Source organism: Shewanella sp. QJM3NY_23 (assembly GCF_056173105.1).
The window spans coordinates 987,033-1,001,742 of record NZ_CM149657.1; the positions used below are offsets into that span (position 1 = coordinate 987,033).

The 14,710-nt window shown below is 45.2% G+C and carries 14 protein-coding genes; 12 read left to right on the forward strand and 2 right to left on the reverse strand.

Translation table 11 applies throughout. From position 1 onward, the window contains the following. Positions 1-125 precede the first annotated feature (125 nt). Together AC0VXX_RS04515 and yaaA are read left to right on the forward strand one after the other, a co-directional pair. Entirely contained in the window at positions 126-1,604 is a 1,479-nt protein-coding gene (locus AC0VXX_RS04515; protein ID WP_475516103.1) for an alanine/glycine:cation symporter family protein, read from the forward strand. A gap of 132 nt (positions 1,605-1,736) precedes the next feature. After that, positions 1,737-2,510: a peroxide stress protein YaaA gene (gene yaaA, locus AC0VXX_RS04520; RefSeq protein ID WP_475516104.1), complete on the forward strand. Its 774-nt coding sequence runs from the start codon at positions 1,737-1,739 to the stop codon at positions 2,508-2,510. Between the two features lie 137 nt (positions 2,511-2,647). Here the strand turns inward: yaaA and AC0VXX_RS04525 are convergent, their stop codons facing one another. Next, on the reverse strand, positions 2,648-4,051 hold the full coding sequence (locus tag AC0VXX_RS04525) for a M28 family peptidase (protein ID WP_475516105.1): 1,404 nt from the start codon (positions 4,049-4,051) through the stop codon (positions 2,648-2,650). Positions 4,052-4,186: 135 nt separating this feature from the next. On the opposite strand from AC0VXX_RS04525, the gene AC0VXX_RS04530 reads away from it, so the two are divergent. After that, on the forward strand, positions 4,187-4,483 hold the full coding sequence (locus AC0VXX_RS04530) for an ArsR/SmtB family transcription factor (RefSeq protein WP_475516106.1): 297 nt from the start codon (positions 4,187-4,189) through the stop codon (positions 4,481-4,483). Positions 4,484-4,632: 149 nt separating this feature from the next. On the opposite strand, the gene rpsT is transcribed toward AC0VXX_RS04530, so the two are convergent. Further along, entirely contained in the window at positions 4,633-4,899 is a 267-nt protein-coding gene (gene rpsT, locus AC0VXX_RS04535; RefSeq protein ID WP_110456555.1) for a 30S ribosomal protein S20, read from the reverse strand. Between the two features lie 247 nt (positions 4,900-5,146). Between rpsT and murJ the strand changes: the two genes are divergently transcribed. The 9 genes from murJ (at position 5,147) to AC0VXX_RS04580 (ending at position 14,707) form a co-directional block, all read left to right on the forward strand. After that, on the forward strand, positions 5,147-6,706 hold the full coding sequence (gene murJ, locus AC0VXX_RS04540; RefSeq protein WP_475516107.1) for a murein biosynthesis integral membrane protein MurJ: 1,560 nt from the start codon (positions 5,147-5,149) through the stop codon (positions 6,704-6,706). Between the two features lie 65 nt (positions 6,707-6,771). After that, positions 6,772-7,707, forward strand: coding sequence for a bifunctional riboflavin kinase/FAD synthetase (ribF, locus tag AC0VXX_RS04545; RefSeq protein WP_475516108.1), 936 nt, complete (start codon positions 6,772-6,774; stop codon positions 7,705-7,707). A 33-nt stretch (positions 7,708-7,740) separates the two neighbouring features. Then, complete coding sequence (gene ileS / locus AC0VXX_RS04550; protein WP_475516109.1) at positions 7,741-10,563, forward strand: isoleucine--tRNA ligase; 2,823 nt, start codon at positions 7,741-7,743, stop codon at positions 10,561-10,563. 10 nt (positions 10,564-10,573) lie between these two features. Further along, the gene (lspA, locus tag AC0VXX_RS04555; protein WP_475516110.1) at positions 10,574-11,086 is read left to right on the forward strand and encodes a signal peptidase II; all 513 of its coding nucleotides are present in this window, start codon (positions 10,574-10,576) and stop codon (positions 11,084-11,086) included. A 4-nt stretch (positions 11,087-11,090) separates the two neighbouring features. After that, complete coding sequence (fkpB, locus tag AC0VXX_RS04560; RefSeq protein ID WP_475516111.1) at positions 11,091-11,513, forward strand: FKBP-type peptidyl-prolyl cis-trans isomerase; 423 nt, start codon at positions 11,091-11,093, stop codon at positions 11,511-11,513. 29 nt (positions 11,514-11,542) lie between these two features. Continuing rightward, positions 11,543-12,472: a 4-hydroxy-3-methylbut-2-enyl diphosphate reductase gene (gene ispH, locus AC0VXX_RS04565; protein ID WP_475516935.1), complete on the forward strand. Its 930-nt coding sequence runs from the start codon at positions 11,543-11,545 to the stop codon at positions 12,470-12,472. A gap of 229 nt (positions 12,473-12,701) precedes the next feature. Further along, positions 12,702-13,241 carry a type IV pilus modification protein PilV gene (gene pilV, locus AC0VXX_RS04570; RefSeq protein WP_475516112.1) on the forward strand — a complete coding sequence of 180 codons (540 nt, stop codon included), beginning with the start codon at positions 12,702-12,704 and terminating at the stop codon, positions 13,239-13,241. Further along, positions 13,242-14,261: a PilW family protein gene (locus AC0VXX_RS04575; RefSeq protein ID WP_475516113.1), complete on the forward strand. Its 1,020-nt coding sequence runs from the start codon at positions 13,242-13,244 to the stop codon at positions 14,259-14,261. 11 nt (positions 14,262-14,272) lie between these two features. Then, the gene (locus AC0VXX_RS04580) at positions 14,273-14,707 is read left to right on the forward strand and encodes a pilus assembly PilX family protein (RefSeq protein ID WP_475516114.1); all 435 of its coding nucleotides are present in this window, start codon (positions 14,273-14,275) and stop codon (positions 14,705-14,707) included. The last annotated feature ends 3 nt before the right edge of the window (positions 14,708-14,710 follow it).

Here is a 14,710-nt window from a genome sequence, read left to right on the forward strand (position 1 = left end):
AAGGACAATTCGAAAAGAAAATCCTACCGAGATTGTTCGATCAAATTGGGAAGGAAATTAAATACACTGACGCTGAAAGCGAGCCTGTTGGCCGTCTGAATTCGTTCTGGGGATTATCAAGTACTATGTTTGAATCTTTATTAAATTTAGTTGAAACGACGATAAATGCGATAAACGGTGTGCTATGGGGCAGTGTATTGATATACGTGCTGGTGGCTGCTGGGGTATTGTTTACTTTGCGTTTAGGTTTCATTCAATTTCGCATGTTTGGCCATGGCGCTAAACTGGTTATACAAGGTCGCGAGAAAATTAACGGCATTTCGTCATTTCAGGTGTTTTGCACCTCGATGGCGGCGCGAGTTGGCACCGGTAATATGGCAGGTGTTGCCGTCGCCATTACGGTTGGCGGTGCGGGTGCTATTTTTTGGATGTGGCTTATTGCATTGTTAGGGATGGCCACCGCATTTATTGAATCTACCTTAGCGCAAGTCTACAAGGTCAAAGACAGCGATGGTCAATACCGTGGTGGGCCTGCTTATTATATGGAGCGAGGTTTAGGTAAGCGATGGATGGGAACTGTGTTCTCAGTGTTACTGATCATCGCCTTTGGCTTTGCATTTAATGCAGCGCAAGCCAACACCATGACAGATGCGTTAAACAATGCCTTTGGATATGACAAAACCCTTGTTGGTCTGATCATTGTGCTTGCCGCAGCCTACATCATTACGGGTGGACTTAAGAAGGTTGCTAAAGCCTCTGAGCTTATCGTGCCTGTGATGGCGGTGGCTTATTTGGCCATTGCATTAGTGGTATTAGTGATGAATATCGAGCAAGTGCCAGCGGCACTAGAGTTCATCGTTAAAAGCGCCTTTGGATGGGAAGAAGCCGCTGGTGGTGCAATGGGCGCCATGATGGCAGGTATTGCTCGTGGCCTGTTTTCGAATGAAGCCGGTATGGGGAGTGCGGCTAACATTGCAGCCTCTGCAAGTCCTAACCCTAATCATCCTGCCTCTCAAGGTTTTGTACAGATGATTGGCGTATTTGTTGACACCATAGTTATCTGTAGCGCTTCTGCGGCGATTATCTTGTTATCTGGTGTGCTAGATAACCCTGGCGATCAAAAAGGCATTGGCTTGCTGCAGCTGGCGTTAACGAATGAAGTTGGCAACTGGGCGGCGTATTTTGTTGCATTTGCCATCATCTTATTTTGCTTCTCATCGATTATTGCCAACTACAGTTACGCTGAAAGCAATGTGATGTTCTTAACTAAAAGTAAAAAAGTGCTCTATGCGTTTCGTGCATTAGTACTTGCTATGGTGATGGCGGGCTCAGTGGCGTCATTACAGTTGGTGTGGAACTTTGCCGATCTTTCTATGGGAATGATGGCGTTAGTCAACATTGCGGCGATTGTAATGCTATCTAAGGTGGCATTTGCGGTGATTAAAGACTATGAACGTCAGATCAAAGCTGGAGAAACCCCCACATTTCATGCATCAGACTTTCCTGAGATCAATGGCTTAGACGAAGGTATTTGGAAAGGTAAGCCGAGTGCCACAATGCTCAGCAGTGATGAAAAGAAATCGAGTGCTGTACCTGAAGTGTAACTGCATTCAATGGGTTCGATTTAATAATTGAATCAACACTATCTAAAAAACCACGCCGTTTAAGCGTGGTTTTTTTATGGCGGCATCAGTATCATAGGAGCTATTGAATCCTCACCTTTCAAAGGACATCTAATGCTGATTTTAGTGTCGCCAGCCAAAACATTGGATTATGACAATCCCGCTAAAACCCAGGAATATACCCTGCCTGCCTTGCTGCAACACAGTGAGATGTTGATTGAGACTTGTCGACAATTAACCCCTGCTGATATTGCTTCCCTGATGAAGGTCAGCGACAAAATTGCTGGACTCAATGCGGCGCGCTTTGCCTCTTGGACTCCTGATTTTAATCTTGATAATGCCAAACAAGCGCTGTTCGCGTTTCGCGGTGATGTCTATACCGGCTTAGATGCTGATAGTTTATCTGAGACGAGTTTGCAGCGAGCCCAGGCACGTTTAAGAATACTGTCTGGTTTGTATGGCTTGCTGCGTCCATTAGATTTAATGCAGCCTTATCGTCTCGAAATGGGCACCCGCTTAGCTAATTCTCGTGGCAGTAATTTGTATCAATTTTGGGGCGATATTATTACCGAGCAGGTCAATAAGGCGATCGCAGAGCAGGGTGATGAACTGATTGTCAATTTAGCGTCTAATGAATACTTTAAATCGGTAAAACCTAAACAGTTAAATGGGCAACTGATCACCCCTATTTTTAAAGACCATAAAAATGGTCAGTATAAAGTCATTAGTTTTTATGCCAAAAAAGCCCGCGGTATGATGGCGCGTTATCTGTTAGATAATGATGTTAAAGATTATCAAGGGTTGATTAAATTCGATAGTGCAGGTTACTACTATAGTGAAGCCGAATCGACATTGCATGAGCCGGTCTTTTTGCGTGAAGCGCAGTAATGGAGTGCATAAAAGGCAGGCAACAGGCTAATGTTGAGCGATTAAAAGTTAAGTGATCGGTTAAGCTGTCTTTAACGGTAAAGAAATCCAATATCAGCGATGATATTGGATTTTTTGTCTGTGGTGCTGCCCTTGCCTTATTGTGACTTAGTCAGAGGTCTTAAGGGGATGTCTGATTGCGCCATCAAATAGGCAAATTGAGCATAGGCTGCCACATTTTGCGCTAACGCCTTAGGATCGATTTTATCTAGGGTATCATTAGGCGTGTGATGATAATCGAAATAGTCGCTGCCATCTTGGCGTAATGAAGCAACTGGGACGCCATAGCTAGGCAGCATAGAAACATCTGGTCCCCCTGAGGCGCTATTATTGCCAGGAGCGACATCATTGGCTTGCATAGATTGGGTCAGTTGTTGTAATGGGTTAAACGCATCGGCAGCCACGTTAAAATCAATTTGATAGATGCGTCCAGCACCAAAGTCAGACTCAGCAGCGATATAGTGTTTAGCTAACTCTTGTTGATGTTCTTTTGCATAGGTTTTGCCACCGATTAAGCCAATCTCTTCTGCTGCATACAGTACGACTCTAACCGTACGCGCAGGCTTGGTCGGTAGCTGTGAAATTAAATGGCCAGCAGTGGTGACAATCGCCACACCTGCGCCATCATCGATAGCACCTGTTCCTTCATCCCATGAATCTAAATGGGCACCAATCAGTACAATCTCATCGCGCTTGCTGCCGCCAGTGACTTCAGCAATCACATTGTAGGAGGTGGCATAACCTAAATTTGTCGGTGACATGTGCAATTGCAGCACGACATTGGGATCGCGTTTTAACATCAATCCTAATAAATCTGCATCTGGCGCCGACATGGCGGCCGCTGGGATTTTCGTTACCCCTTCTTGATAACGCATCATTCCAGTGTGCGCCATGCGGTCATGATCGGTGCCAATAGAGCGAATCACTATGGCTACGGCGCCTTTTTGGGCGGCAGCGACAGCGCCTTTAGAGCGGCCGCCAACGGTTTGACCGTAGCCTTTGCCAGTTTTAAAACGAGGGGTGCGATGATCGATAAATACAATTTTGCCTTCGACTTGCTGCCTGTCGGCTTGTTGGAGTGCGGCAAGATCTGCAAATTGAACAATCGGAGCGCTTATCCCAGCCGCTGGAGTCGCCACACTGCCACCAAGGGCGGTTATCACGATAGGTTGGGGATAGGGAGATACCACGCGAGCGCTAGCCTCACCACGTTGCCATACGGGGACTTTTACCGGTTCTTTATAGACCTTATCAAACCCTAATGAATTGAGTTTGTCTTCGGCCCATTTGACCGCAAGTAAATCTTGTTTACTGCCGGGTAAGCGAGGGCCCACTTCAACGGTTAATGATTCGACAATATCAAAGGCTAATGTTGAGTTTAATGCTTGTTGTTGCAGTTGCTGGCTCACCTCTTGATGATCATCTTGTGCGGGTGTTTGTTGGCAACCAATTATTCCAGCAAAAAGAGCACCGGAGAGTAGAGTAAGGGCAGAGCGTTTCATGAGTTTCCTTTGTTTTTATTACGTATGTCCCATTTTTGAAAACAATCTACTAAAAAGTGTGCTTTATGTCCCGACTATATCTTTAAGTCAACGCTATATTAGTGCCGGGGTTTGTTTTAGGAGAGATTGCTCGTAATGAATATAGAATTGATGCAACAACGAGCTGACAATGCTGTTGTATTGCTCAAGGCATTGGCCAACGAACGTAGGTTATTTATCTTATGTTACCTTCTGAGTGAAGGTGAGATGTGTGTAGGTGAGATGAATAAAAAGTTAGGCCTAAGTCAATCGGCGTTGTCACAGCACTTAGCGTGGCTTCGTAAGGATAATTTAGTTGAAACGCGTAAAGAAGCTCAAACCGTATTTTACTCGCTAAAGAGTGAAGAAGTGTCTGAGATCATTAAGCTGCTCAATACTATCTACTGTCATTAACCTTAAATGGTTAGCATTGCAGGCAAAACTGGCATAGCGAAAGCGTTGTCAGTTTTTTTATTGCCTTTAATGAGGCAATAAAAAGTGTTTGACTTATTTTAGATACAAAAAAACCGGCTTAAGCCGGTTTTTTTATGTCGCCAACAGAATTAAGCAGCTAGTGCTTTGATTCTGGTGTTCAAGCGAGACTTTTGACGAGCAGCTTTATTCTTGTGAATAAGGCCTTTAGTCGCCATACGGTCAACAATTGGTTGTGCAACATTAAATGCTTCAGTCGCCGCTTTGTGATCGCCAGCGTTGATAGCTGCGATAACTTTCTTAACGTATGAACGTAACATTGAACGACGGCTAGCATTATGCTGACGACGTTTTTCAGATTGAAGCGCGCGCTTCTTTGCAGACTTGCTATTAGCCAAGGTGCAACTCCTAAAAGGGTTAGATATTTTTAAAGGTCGAGGAATATGCCTTTTTTTAGTCACTTTGTCAATGACCATGATCGGATCTTTATCTTAAAGATAAATTAATCAGAGCATACTTGGCGTTCTTCAACCTAACTCGTGTAATATGGTGCGCAATTCTAGCAGCAAAAGCTGCGTTGGGACAGAGGATAAATAGACTTTTCGGTTTATTTTGTCGCTGTCTGTGCTCAGTTCAGGGGGCGTTTTGAGCAAGAAACTATTTAAGTCTGGCATGATTGTTAGTGCCATGACATTGATTTCTCGTGTTTTAGGGCTTGTGCGCGATGTGGTTATCGCTAACTTAATGGGGGCAGGTAGCAGTGCCGATGTGTTCTTTTTTGCCAATAAAATCCCTAATTTTTTAAGGCGTCTTTTTGCCGAGGGGGCCTTTGCACAAGCTTTCGTGCCAGTATTAACGGAATATCAAGAAAAACATAACGCGCAGGAGGTACGTGAGCTGCTGTCGAAAGTGGCTGGTACACTCGGTATTTTAGTGACGATAGTGACTTTGGTCGGGGTATTGGCCTCGCCAGTATTAACAGCCTTGTTTGGTGGTGGTTGGTTTTTAGCTTGGTTAAATGATGAGCCTAATGGTGAAAAGTTTGAACTGGCTTCATTAATGCTTAAAATTACCTTTCCTTATTTGTGGTTTATCACCTTTACTGCACTGGCTGGCTCAATTCTTAACACTCGAGGTCGCTTTGCAGTGTCGGCTTTCACGCCTGTATTTTTAAATGTGGCCATTATCGCGGCCGCTATCTATCTCGCACCAACATTACAAAAACCTGAAATTGGTCTCGCTTGGGGCGTCTTTTTCGGTGGCGTGATCCAGTTTTTGTTTCAAATCCCCTTTTTGTTACGTGAGAAAGCATTAGTTAAGCCATCATGGGGTTGGCACCATCCTGGGGTGGTGAAAATTAGAACCTTGATGATCCCGGCGTTATTTGGGGTGTCTGTGTCGCAAATAAACCTGCTGCTCGATACCTTTATTGCCAGCTTCTTGGTAACAGGCTCTATCAGTTGGCTCTATTATTCTGACCGCTTATTAGAGTTTCCCCTTGGGTTATTCGGCATTGCCATTGCAACTGTGATTTTACCTGCATTATCTAAACGGCATGTGAATGCGCAAGACGAAGGGTTTTCCCAGACCATGGATTGGGGGGTAAAAGCCATTTTATTGCTTGGACTCCCCGCCATGTGTGGCTTAATTGTGCTGGCTAAACCTATGTTGATGGTGTTGTTTATGCGCGGAGCCTTTAGCCTTGAGGATGTTAATATGGCGTCATACAGCTTGATGGCTTACGGCGCGGGATTACTCAGCTTTATGTTGATCAAAGTGCTAGCGCCAGGCTATTACTCTCGTCAGGATACCAAAACTCCAGTGCGCTATGGCATTATCGCTATGGTTAGTAATATGGGATTTAACCTGATTTTCGCCATTCCCTTTGGCTATGTTGGTTTAGCGATTGCCACTTCTATGTCGGCGTTGTTGAATGCCGGCTTGTTATATAGTGGTTTGCATCGTGCTGGTGTGTATCAAGTTAGTAAGCAGACTTTCATCTTTTTTATTAAAACCTTGGTTGCAGCCAGCTTGATGGTAGCTGTGTTATTACTACAATTACCTATTATAGAACAGTGGCTTGGCATGTCGTTCACTGCGCGAGCTATGACCTTGTCAAGCCTTATAGGACTCGGAGCTGTGGTCTACTCATTGACTATGATATTGTTAGGAATTCGTCCTTGGAGAGTGAAAGCTGGCTTTTGAGTGCTGATTATCGCGCTTAGCTGGTATATAATCCGCCAACTTATGCTTGCTAGTTATTGAATGTAATGGAACTGATCCGCGGTATACATAATATTTTACCTAGACACCATGGCTGTGTGCTGACGATTGGCAATTTCGATGGTGTCCATCGTGGCCATGCCGAAGTCATTACTGCGCTAGTCAAAAAAGCGCAGCAACATGGTGTCCCGGCAACGTTAATGACGTTTGAACCTCAGCCTCAAGAGCTGTTTCAAGGTGATAGCGCGCCTGCGCGCTTGAGTCTGCTGCGTGATAAAATTGTGTTGCTAGAAGAGTTAGGGATTGACCGTTTACTGTGTGTTAACTTTAACCGCAAGTTTGCCGCGATGCCTGCCGAAGCATTTATCGAACAATTATTAGTTAAACAGCTTGGGGTAAGATACTTAGTTGTTGGCGACGATTTTTGTTTTGGCCAACATCGAAGCGGTAATTTCGACATGCTTAAGCGTGCGGGCGAAAAGTTTGGTTTCGCGGTGGTCAGCACGGCAAGTTTTGTCCTTGGAGACAAGCGTGTCAGCTCCACCGAAATTAGAAAGCAGTTAGCACTGGGCAATTTAGAGCAAGCTAGGCGTCTACTAGGGCACCCTTTTACCCTGTGTGGCCGAGTTGCTCATGGCGAAAAAATTGGTCGTACTATCGGTTTTCCGACGGCCAACATAGCCTTAAAACGTAAAGTGTCTCCGGTGCGGGGCGTATTTGCTGTTAAGTTGTTTTGGGCTGGAAGTGATATCTATGAAGGTGTCGCCAACGTTGGTTTTAGGCCGACAGTCAATGGACAGCATTGTCAGTTAGAAGTCCATTTGTTTGATTTTGACGGTGATCTGTACGGAAAAACCGTTGAAGTTGAATTGGTGGCAAAAATTCGCGATGAACAGCCATTTAAATCGTTAGATGCGCTGAAGCGACAAATTAAAAATGATGCTGACAGAGCACTGGCTCTGCTTGGCTTTGATGCAGGCTGAGCTCTTTTAGCTAAATAAACGGTATAGGATCAAATGAGCGACTATAAATCTACTCTGAATTTACCGGAAACAGAATTTCCGATGCGTGGTAACTTGGCTAATCGTGAGCCAGAGATGTTGAAATCTTGGACCGAAAAAGGTCTATACCAAAAGATTCGTGAAAGTCGCACTGGGGCTAAGCCTTTTATTTTGCATGATGGTCCTCCATATGCAAACGGTGACATTCATATTGGTCACTCTGTTAACAAAATCCTTAAAGACATTATTATCAAGTCTAAAACCATGTCGGGTTTCGATGCCCCTTATATTCCTGGTTGGGATTGTCATGGTCTACCGATTGAACTTAAGGTTGAGCAGAAAGTCGGCAAGCCAGGTCATAAGGTTTCAGCAGCAGAGTTTCGTCAGCAATGTCGTGAATATGCCGCCAAACAAGTCGATGGTCAGCGTGAAGATTTTATCCGCTTAGGTGTGTTTGCTGATTGGCAAAATCCCTACCTAACCATGGATTTTAGCACCGAAGCCAACATCGTTCGTTCGCTATCTAAAGTGATTGAAAGTGGCCATTTACACAAAGGCGTTAAGCCAGTGCATTGGTGTACCGATTGTGGTTCTGCTTTGGCTGAAGCAGAAGTGGAATATGAAGACAAGATGTCGCCAGCTATCGATGTGGCATTCTCAGTGGTTGATAAACCTGCGCTATTAGCTAAATTTGGTTTAAGCGATTATCAGCATAGTATTTCAATGGTTATCTGGACTACCACACCGTGGACATTACCAGCTAACCGCGCCTTATCGGTCGCGGCTAACATTGAATATACCTTGGTTGAAATCACTATAGATGGTCATACTCAAGCCTTAGTGTTAGCCGATGAACTGGTCGAGTCGTGTGTTGAGCGCTATGGCGCACAAAGCCATACTGTGCTGGCGAAAGTAGCTGGCGCTGAACTAGAGCTATTACGTTTTAACCATCCCTTCTACGACTTTGATGTGCCGGTTATTTTAGGCGAACACGTAACTGTTGATTCTGGTACTGGTGTGGTGCATACCGCGCCTGGTCATGGTCAGGACGATTTCGTCGTTGGTCAAAAGTACGGTTTAGAAGTAGCGAATCCTGTTGGTGATAACGGGGTTTATAAAGCCGATACAGAGATCTTTGCCGGTCAACATGTATTTAAAGCCAACAAGAGTGTTATTGCGCTGCTCGAAGAGAAGGGCGCCTTAATGAATCATGTGGCGATTAATCACAGCTATCCGCATTGCTGGCGTCATAAAACGCCAATTATCTTCCGCGCTACGCCGCAGTGGTTCATCTCAATGGATCAAAAAGGGCTACGTACGCAAGCATTGAGCGAAATTAAACAGACTCAGTGGATCCCTGATTGGGGCCAAAGCCGCATCGAAAAAATGGTCGAGAACCGTCCTGACTGGTGTATTTCACGCCAGCGTACTTGGGGCGTGCCGATTACCTTGTTTGTACACCGTGAAACTGAAGAGTTACACCCAGACAGCGTGGCATTGATGGAGCGCGTGGCGCACCGCATTGAGCAACAAGGTATTCAAGCTTGGTGGGATCTCGATGCCGCAGAACTGCTTGGTGATGAAGCGGAGCAATACCGTAAAGTCACTGACACCTTAGATGTGTGGTATGACTCAGGTTCGACCTTCTCATCGGTTGTTGCAGCACGCCCAGAATTTCATGGTCATCCCATTGATCTGTATTTAGAGGGAAGCGATCAGCATCGTGGTTGGTTTATGTCATCGCTGATGATCTCAACCGCCATGAACGGTAAAGCCCCATACAAGCAAGTATTGACCCACGGTTTTACCGTTGATGGTCAAGGCCGCAAGATGTCTAAGTCTGTTGGTAACGTGATTGCCCCGCAGCATGTCACCAATAAATTAGGGGCTGACATTCTTCGCCTGTGGGTCGCAGCCACCGATTACAGCGGTGAAATGACGGTTTCTGATGAGATCTTAAAGCGTAGCGCCGATGCCTATCGTCGTATTCGTAATACCGCTCGTTTCTTGCTAGCTAACCTTACTGGTTTCGAGCCGGCAACCGATATGGTCGCCGTCGAAGACATGGTGGCGTTAGATCGCTGGGTTGTGCGCCGCGCCGCAGCACTGCAACAAGAACTGCTTGAAGCGTACGATCAATATAACTTCCACTTAGTGACGCAAAAACTGATGCAGTTCTGCTCTGTAGAGCTGGGCAGTTTCTACCTTGATATCATCAAAGACAGACAATACACCGCTAAAGACAGCAGCCATGCTCGTCGTAGCTGTCAGTCAGCCTTGTATCTGATTTCAGAAGCCATGGTTCGTTGGATTGCACCAATCTTAAGCTTTACCGCAGATGAGATTTGGCACTTACTACCGGGTGAACGTGGTGAATTTGTATTTACCGAAACCTGGTTTGAAGGTTTGCAATCGGTGACGCTTGAGTCTGACTTGAGTGATGCCTATTGGCAGCAACTGCTGAGCGTGCGTGATGAAGTCAACAAAGTGATTGAAAATGCGCGCCGTGAAAAACAAGTGGGTGGCTCGCTAGAGGCTGAAATTACTCTTTATGCCGACGAGACTCTTGCAAGCGCATTAAACACATTGGGTGACGAGCTGCGCTTTGTGTTACTCACCTCTAAGACCACAGTGGTTGATTTAACACAGGCACCTGCCGATGCCATAGTGACTGAATTGACAGGCCTGAAGTTGGGCTTGCACAAGTCGACTGCTCAGAAGTGTGAGCGTTGCTGGCATCACAGAGAAGATGTTGGCCAAGTGGCTGAGCATCCAACCTTGTGTACGCGCTGCGTGACTAACATCGAAGGTGACGGCGAAGTTCGTCAATTCGCGTAAAGGAATCGTTATGCCATCAAGCTGGAAAGAGAGTGGCTTACGTTGGTATTGGATAGTTGTGTTGGTGTTTATCGCCGACCAACTTTCCAAACAATGGGTGTTAGCCAAATTTGACCTGTATGAGTCAATCAAGTTGCTGCCATTTTTTAATTTCACCTATGTGCGAAATTATGGCGCAGCCTTTAGCTTTTTGAGTGATGCAGGTGGTTGGCAGCGTTGGTTATTTACCCTAGTGGCCGTTGGTTTTAGTACACTGCTGACTGTGTGGCTGCGCAAGCAGCACCGCGGTCTGTGGCGATTAAACTTGGCCTACACCTTGGTTATTGGTGGTGCATTAGGTAATTTAATCGACCGATTACAACATGGATTTGTTGTCGATTTCCTTGATTTTTATTGGAATACGAGTCATTTTCCTGCCTTTAATATTGCCGACTCAGCTATCTGTGTCGGTGCAGGGCTTATCATTATTGATTCGTTTATTACCGAGCGTAAACCAAACGGCGAAAGCGCCGCAAAGGGGTAATTAAGTGTCTGTATCTCGTTCGTTATTGTGCCACATGAATATAGTACTTGAAGATGGCTCGACTGCCGATAGTACCAAAGCATCGGGCAAGCCGGCTAAGTTAAACATTGGTGATGAGACGTTAAGCCCAGCTTTTGAAGCTGAACTTATCAATTTGGCTCAAGGCGATAAGCACAGCTTTACATTGCAAGCGGCCGATGCGTTTGGTGAGTCAAACCCAGATGCTATTCACCATATGGACAGAACAAAATTCCCTGCCGATATGAATTTAGAAGCTGGCGTGATAGTCAGTTTTGCCGGCCCTGGTGGCAGCGAAATTCCAGGAATAGTGCGTGACGTGTTAGGTGACTCGATAACGGTTGATCTTAATCATCCGTTGGCAGGCCGTGCCGTTACCTTTGAATTAGAAGTGGTTCAGGTACTTTAATTATGGCGATGACCAACCCTCCGCAAAGCTTGCAAATCAAACTGGCCAACCCTCGTGGTTTTTGTGCTGGCGTCGATCGCGCCATCAGCATTGTTGAGCGTGCGCTTGAACTGTTTTCACCGCCAATTTATGTGCGTCATGAAGTCGTGCATAACCGTTACGTGGTGCAAAACTTAAAAGATAGAGGCGCCGTGTTTGTCGATGAGCTAAATCAGGTTCCCGATGACAGCATAGTGATCTTTAGTGCTCATGGTGTTTCGCAGGCCGTTCGCGCCGAAGCTAAACAACGTGGTCTACGGGTTTTTGATGCCACCTGCCCATTGGTGACTAAGGTGCACTTGCAAGTGACTCGAGCAAGCCGTAAAGGCATCGAATGTATCCTTATTGGTCATGCTGGACACCCTGAAGTTGAAGGCACCATGGGTCAATATGATAACCCAGAAGGTGGGGTTTTACTGGTTGAGTCTCCAGCCGATGTCGAAGCTTTAGTGGTAAAAGATCCTGATAACTTATGCTTTGTCACCCAAACTACGCTCTCTATGGATGACACCGCCGACGTGATTGATGCTTTACAAAAGCGTTTTCCGTCGATTCAGGGGCCACGCAAAGATGATATCTGCTATGCCACCCAAAACCGTCAAGATGCGGTGCGCAATGTGGCCGATGATGTCGACTTGTTTATCGTGGTGGGCTCTAAAAACAGCTCAAACTCAAATCGATTAAAAGAGCTGGCGATAAAGAAAGGTACTCAATCATATTTGGTCGATAATGCTGACGATATCGTTGCCGCTTGGTTTAATGGAGTAGAGAAGGTGGCTGTGACTGCTGGAGCCTCGGCGCCAGAAGTCTTAGTTAAGCAAGTGATCGATGCTATAGCGCAGCTAGCGCCAAGCGTGATTACCGAAGTGGAAGGGCGCAAAGAAGACACCGTTTTTGCCGTACCTGCAGAGCTTAGGTAATTAACTCACTGTTTTGACAAAATAAGGAGGCCTAGCCTCCTTTTTTGTACTTAGAATTTGCTCAAATAATCGTTTTTATTCAATTCAGATTGACATATTACTAGCGAGTAACATTCGACTAATCTATCATTAACTAGTATAGTTTGTGATCAAGCTAACTTTCAGATTTTGTAGACTAAATCACTGAAATGGCTGTCAAAATAATGGCGTATATCGGAGAGTTGACACCATGAAAAACAATGGGGAAGGGTTTTCCCTGATAGAAGTGATGGTATCGCTAGTCATTTTAGTTATTGGCTTGGTGGGTATTTTTAATCTTCATGTTGTTGCCAAACGAGGCAGCTTTGAATCATTCCAGCAGACCCAAGCTTCTTATTACGCTAACGATATCATTAACCGCATGAAGTTAAATAGAGGCGAGATAGCTAGTTATGCTGGGGCCTATTCGGGAGCACCTTCTGCTGCGGGGAAAGAGTGTAAGGGGACTGCTTTATGTGATCCTGCTGAACTCGTTGCATGGGATTTATATGAGTGGCGTGCTTCTTTTGTAGGGACTGCAGAAACCCTGGGTGGGAAAAATGTTGGCGGATTAGATACGCCAACGGGGTGCATTAGCGTTGCTGATAATACGGTGACCGTTGTGATGGCATGGCGAGGCATAAGGGAAACACAAATTGATGCCGACTCACCCATTATCGACACATCACCAAAGTGCGCTGCTAGCACTGAAAACCGTCGTATCTATTCTATTCAAACAGTGATTATATAGATGAAAAATAAGTCAGGTCGTTATTATTTACAGTCAGGGCTATCACTTGTGGAGTTGATGGTTGCCTTGGTGATTAGCTTATTTTTAACTGCTGGCATATTCACCATGTTTAGCATGTCCTCCTCTAATGTCACCACCACCAGTCAATTTAACCAACTGCAAGAAAATGGCCGTATTGCCTTGGCGATTATGGAACGCGATCTTTCACAACTTGGGTTTATGGGAGATATGACGGGTACTGACTTTATCGTCGGTACAAATACCATCGTAGATAATGAGATTACAGGCGCTGATTGTGTCGGTACAGGGGCAAGGTCTGGTTTAAATAATGCCAGTTTACCCAATGATAAGCCGGCTCATTTTCGCCGTTTGTGGGGGTATGAGGCTGGTGTAAGTGGCGGTTCATTAACGTGTTTAGCGTCGTCAGGGGTAAATAATGCAACGGATGTACTGCAAATAAAACGTTTTATTGGACCAAGTGCAGGACCTGGTGATGGGAGTGTGCCTTCGGTTGGAGATGGCGATCATTACTTTGTATCTGCAACGTCTAGCCAAGCAGTATTTTTTAATGGCATCAACCCCTCTACTAATTTAACAAACTCTCGTGTATGGGAGTTTCAACATCATGTTTATTTTATTGGTGACGATGCTAATGGAATCCCCGTGTTACGCCGTAAAACCTTGACTGATACTGGAATGGATAACAACGAACAGCTAGTCGAAGGCATCGAGAATATGCGTTTTCTCTATGGATTTGATAATAATGGCGATGGTACGCCAGATCGTTACATTGCAGAGTCAGAGGTGACATCATTAATGTGGGATAATGAGTCTTTTCAGCGATTGGTGGCTATAAAAGTTCATTTATTAGTACGCTCTGTTGAACAGGATAGAAGTTACACGAACGAGACAGTATACACACTTGGTGATAAGACGATTGCTGCTCCAAAAGATAATTTTAGGCGCAAAGTGTTATCTACGACAATCATTCTCGAAAATCCCGTACTCATTAATAGTTAAGTAGGTATCAGATGAATAATCAAAAGGGTATTGTGCTTTTCTTCTCACTTATTGTACTCGTTATTATGACCGTTATTGGTATTGCACTGGCCGTTAATTCGACCCAATCACTGCGTATGTCGGGAGCTGGTGCAGAAAGAATAGAAGCAAAGGCAATTGCAGACGGTGGATTAGAACAGGTTATTGCAAATAATGCAGGCTCCTTACTTGCCAACATGTCTGCGCCAACATCGGCGAGTGAGTTTAATGCAACTCAGGTGATAACACCGCTACCAGAAACGGGAGTTCGAGATGTTGGGTGTCAAAGAACAACGAACGCAACTGGTGCAAATTTAGTTAGCTGTAGACGGTCTGAAGTGACGAGCAGTGTGGCATTCGGTCGTAATAATCTAGGGTCATTGACAGTCGCTGCCGGAGTTGAGCAGCAAGTGCTTACAGGGATTTAATAT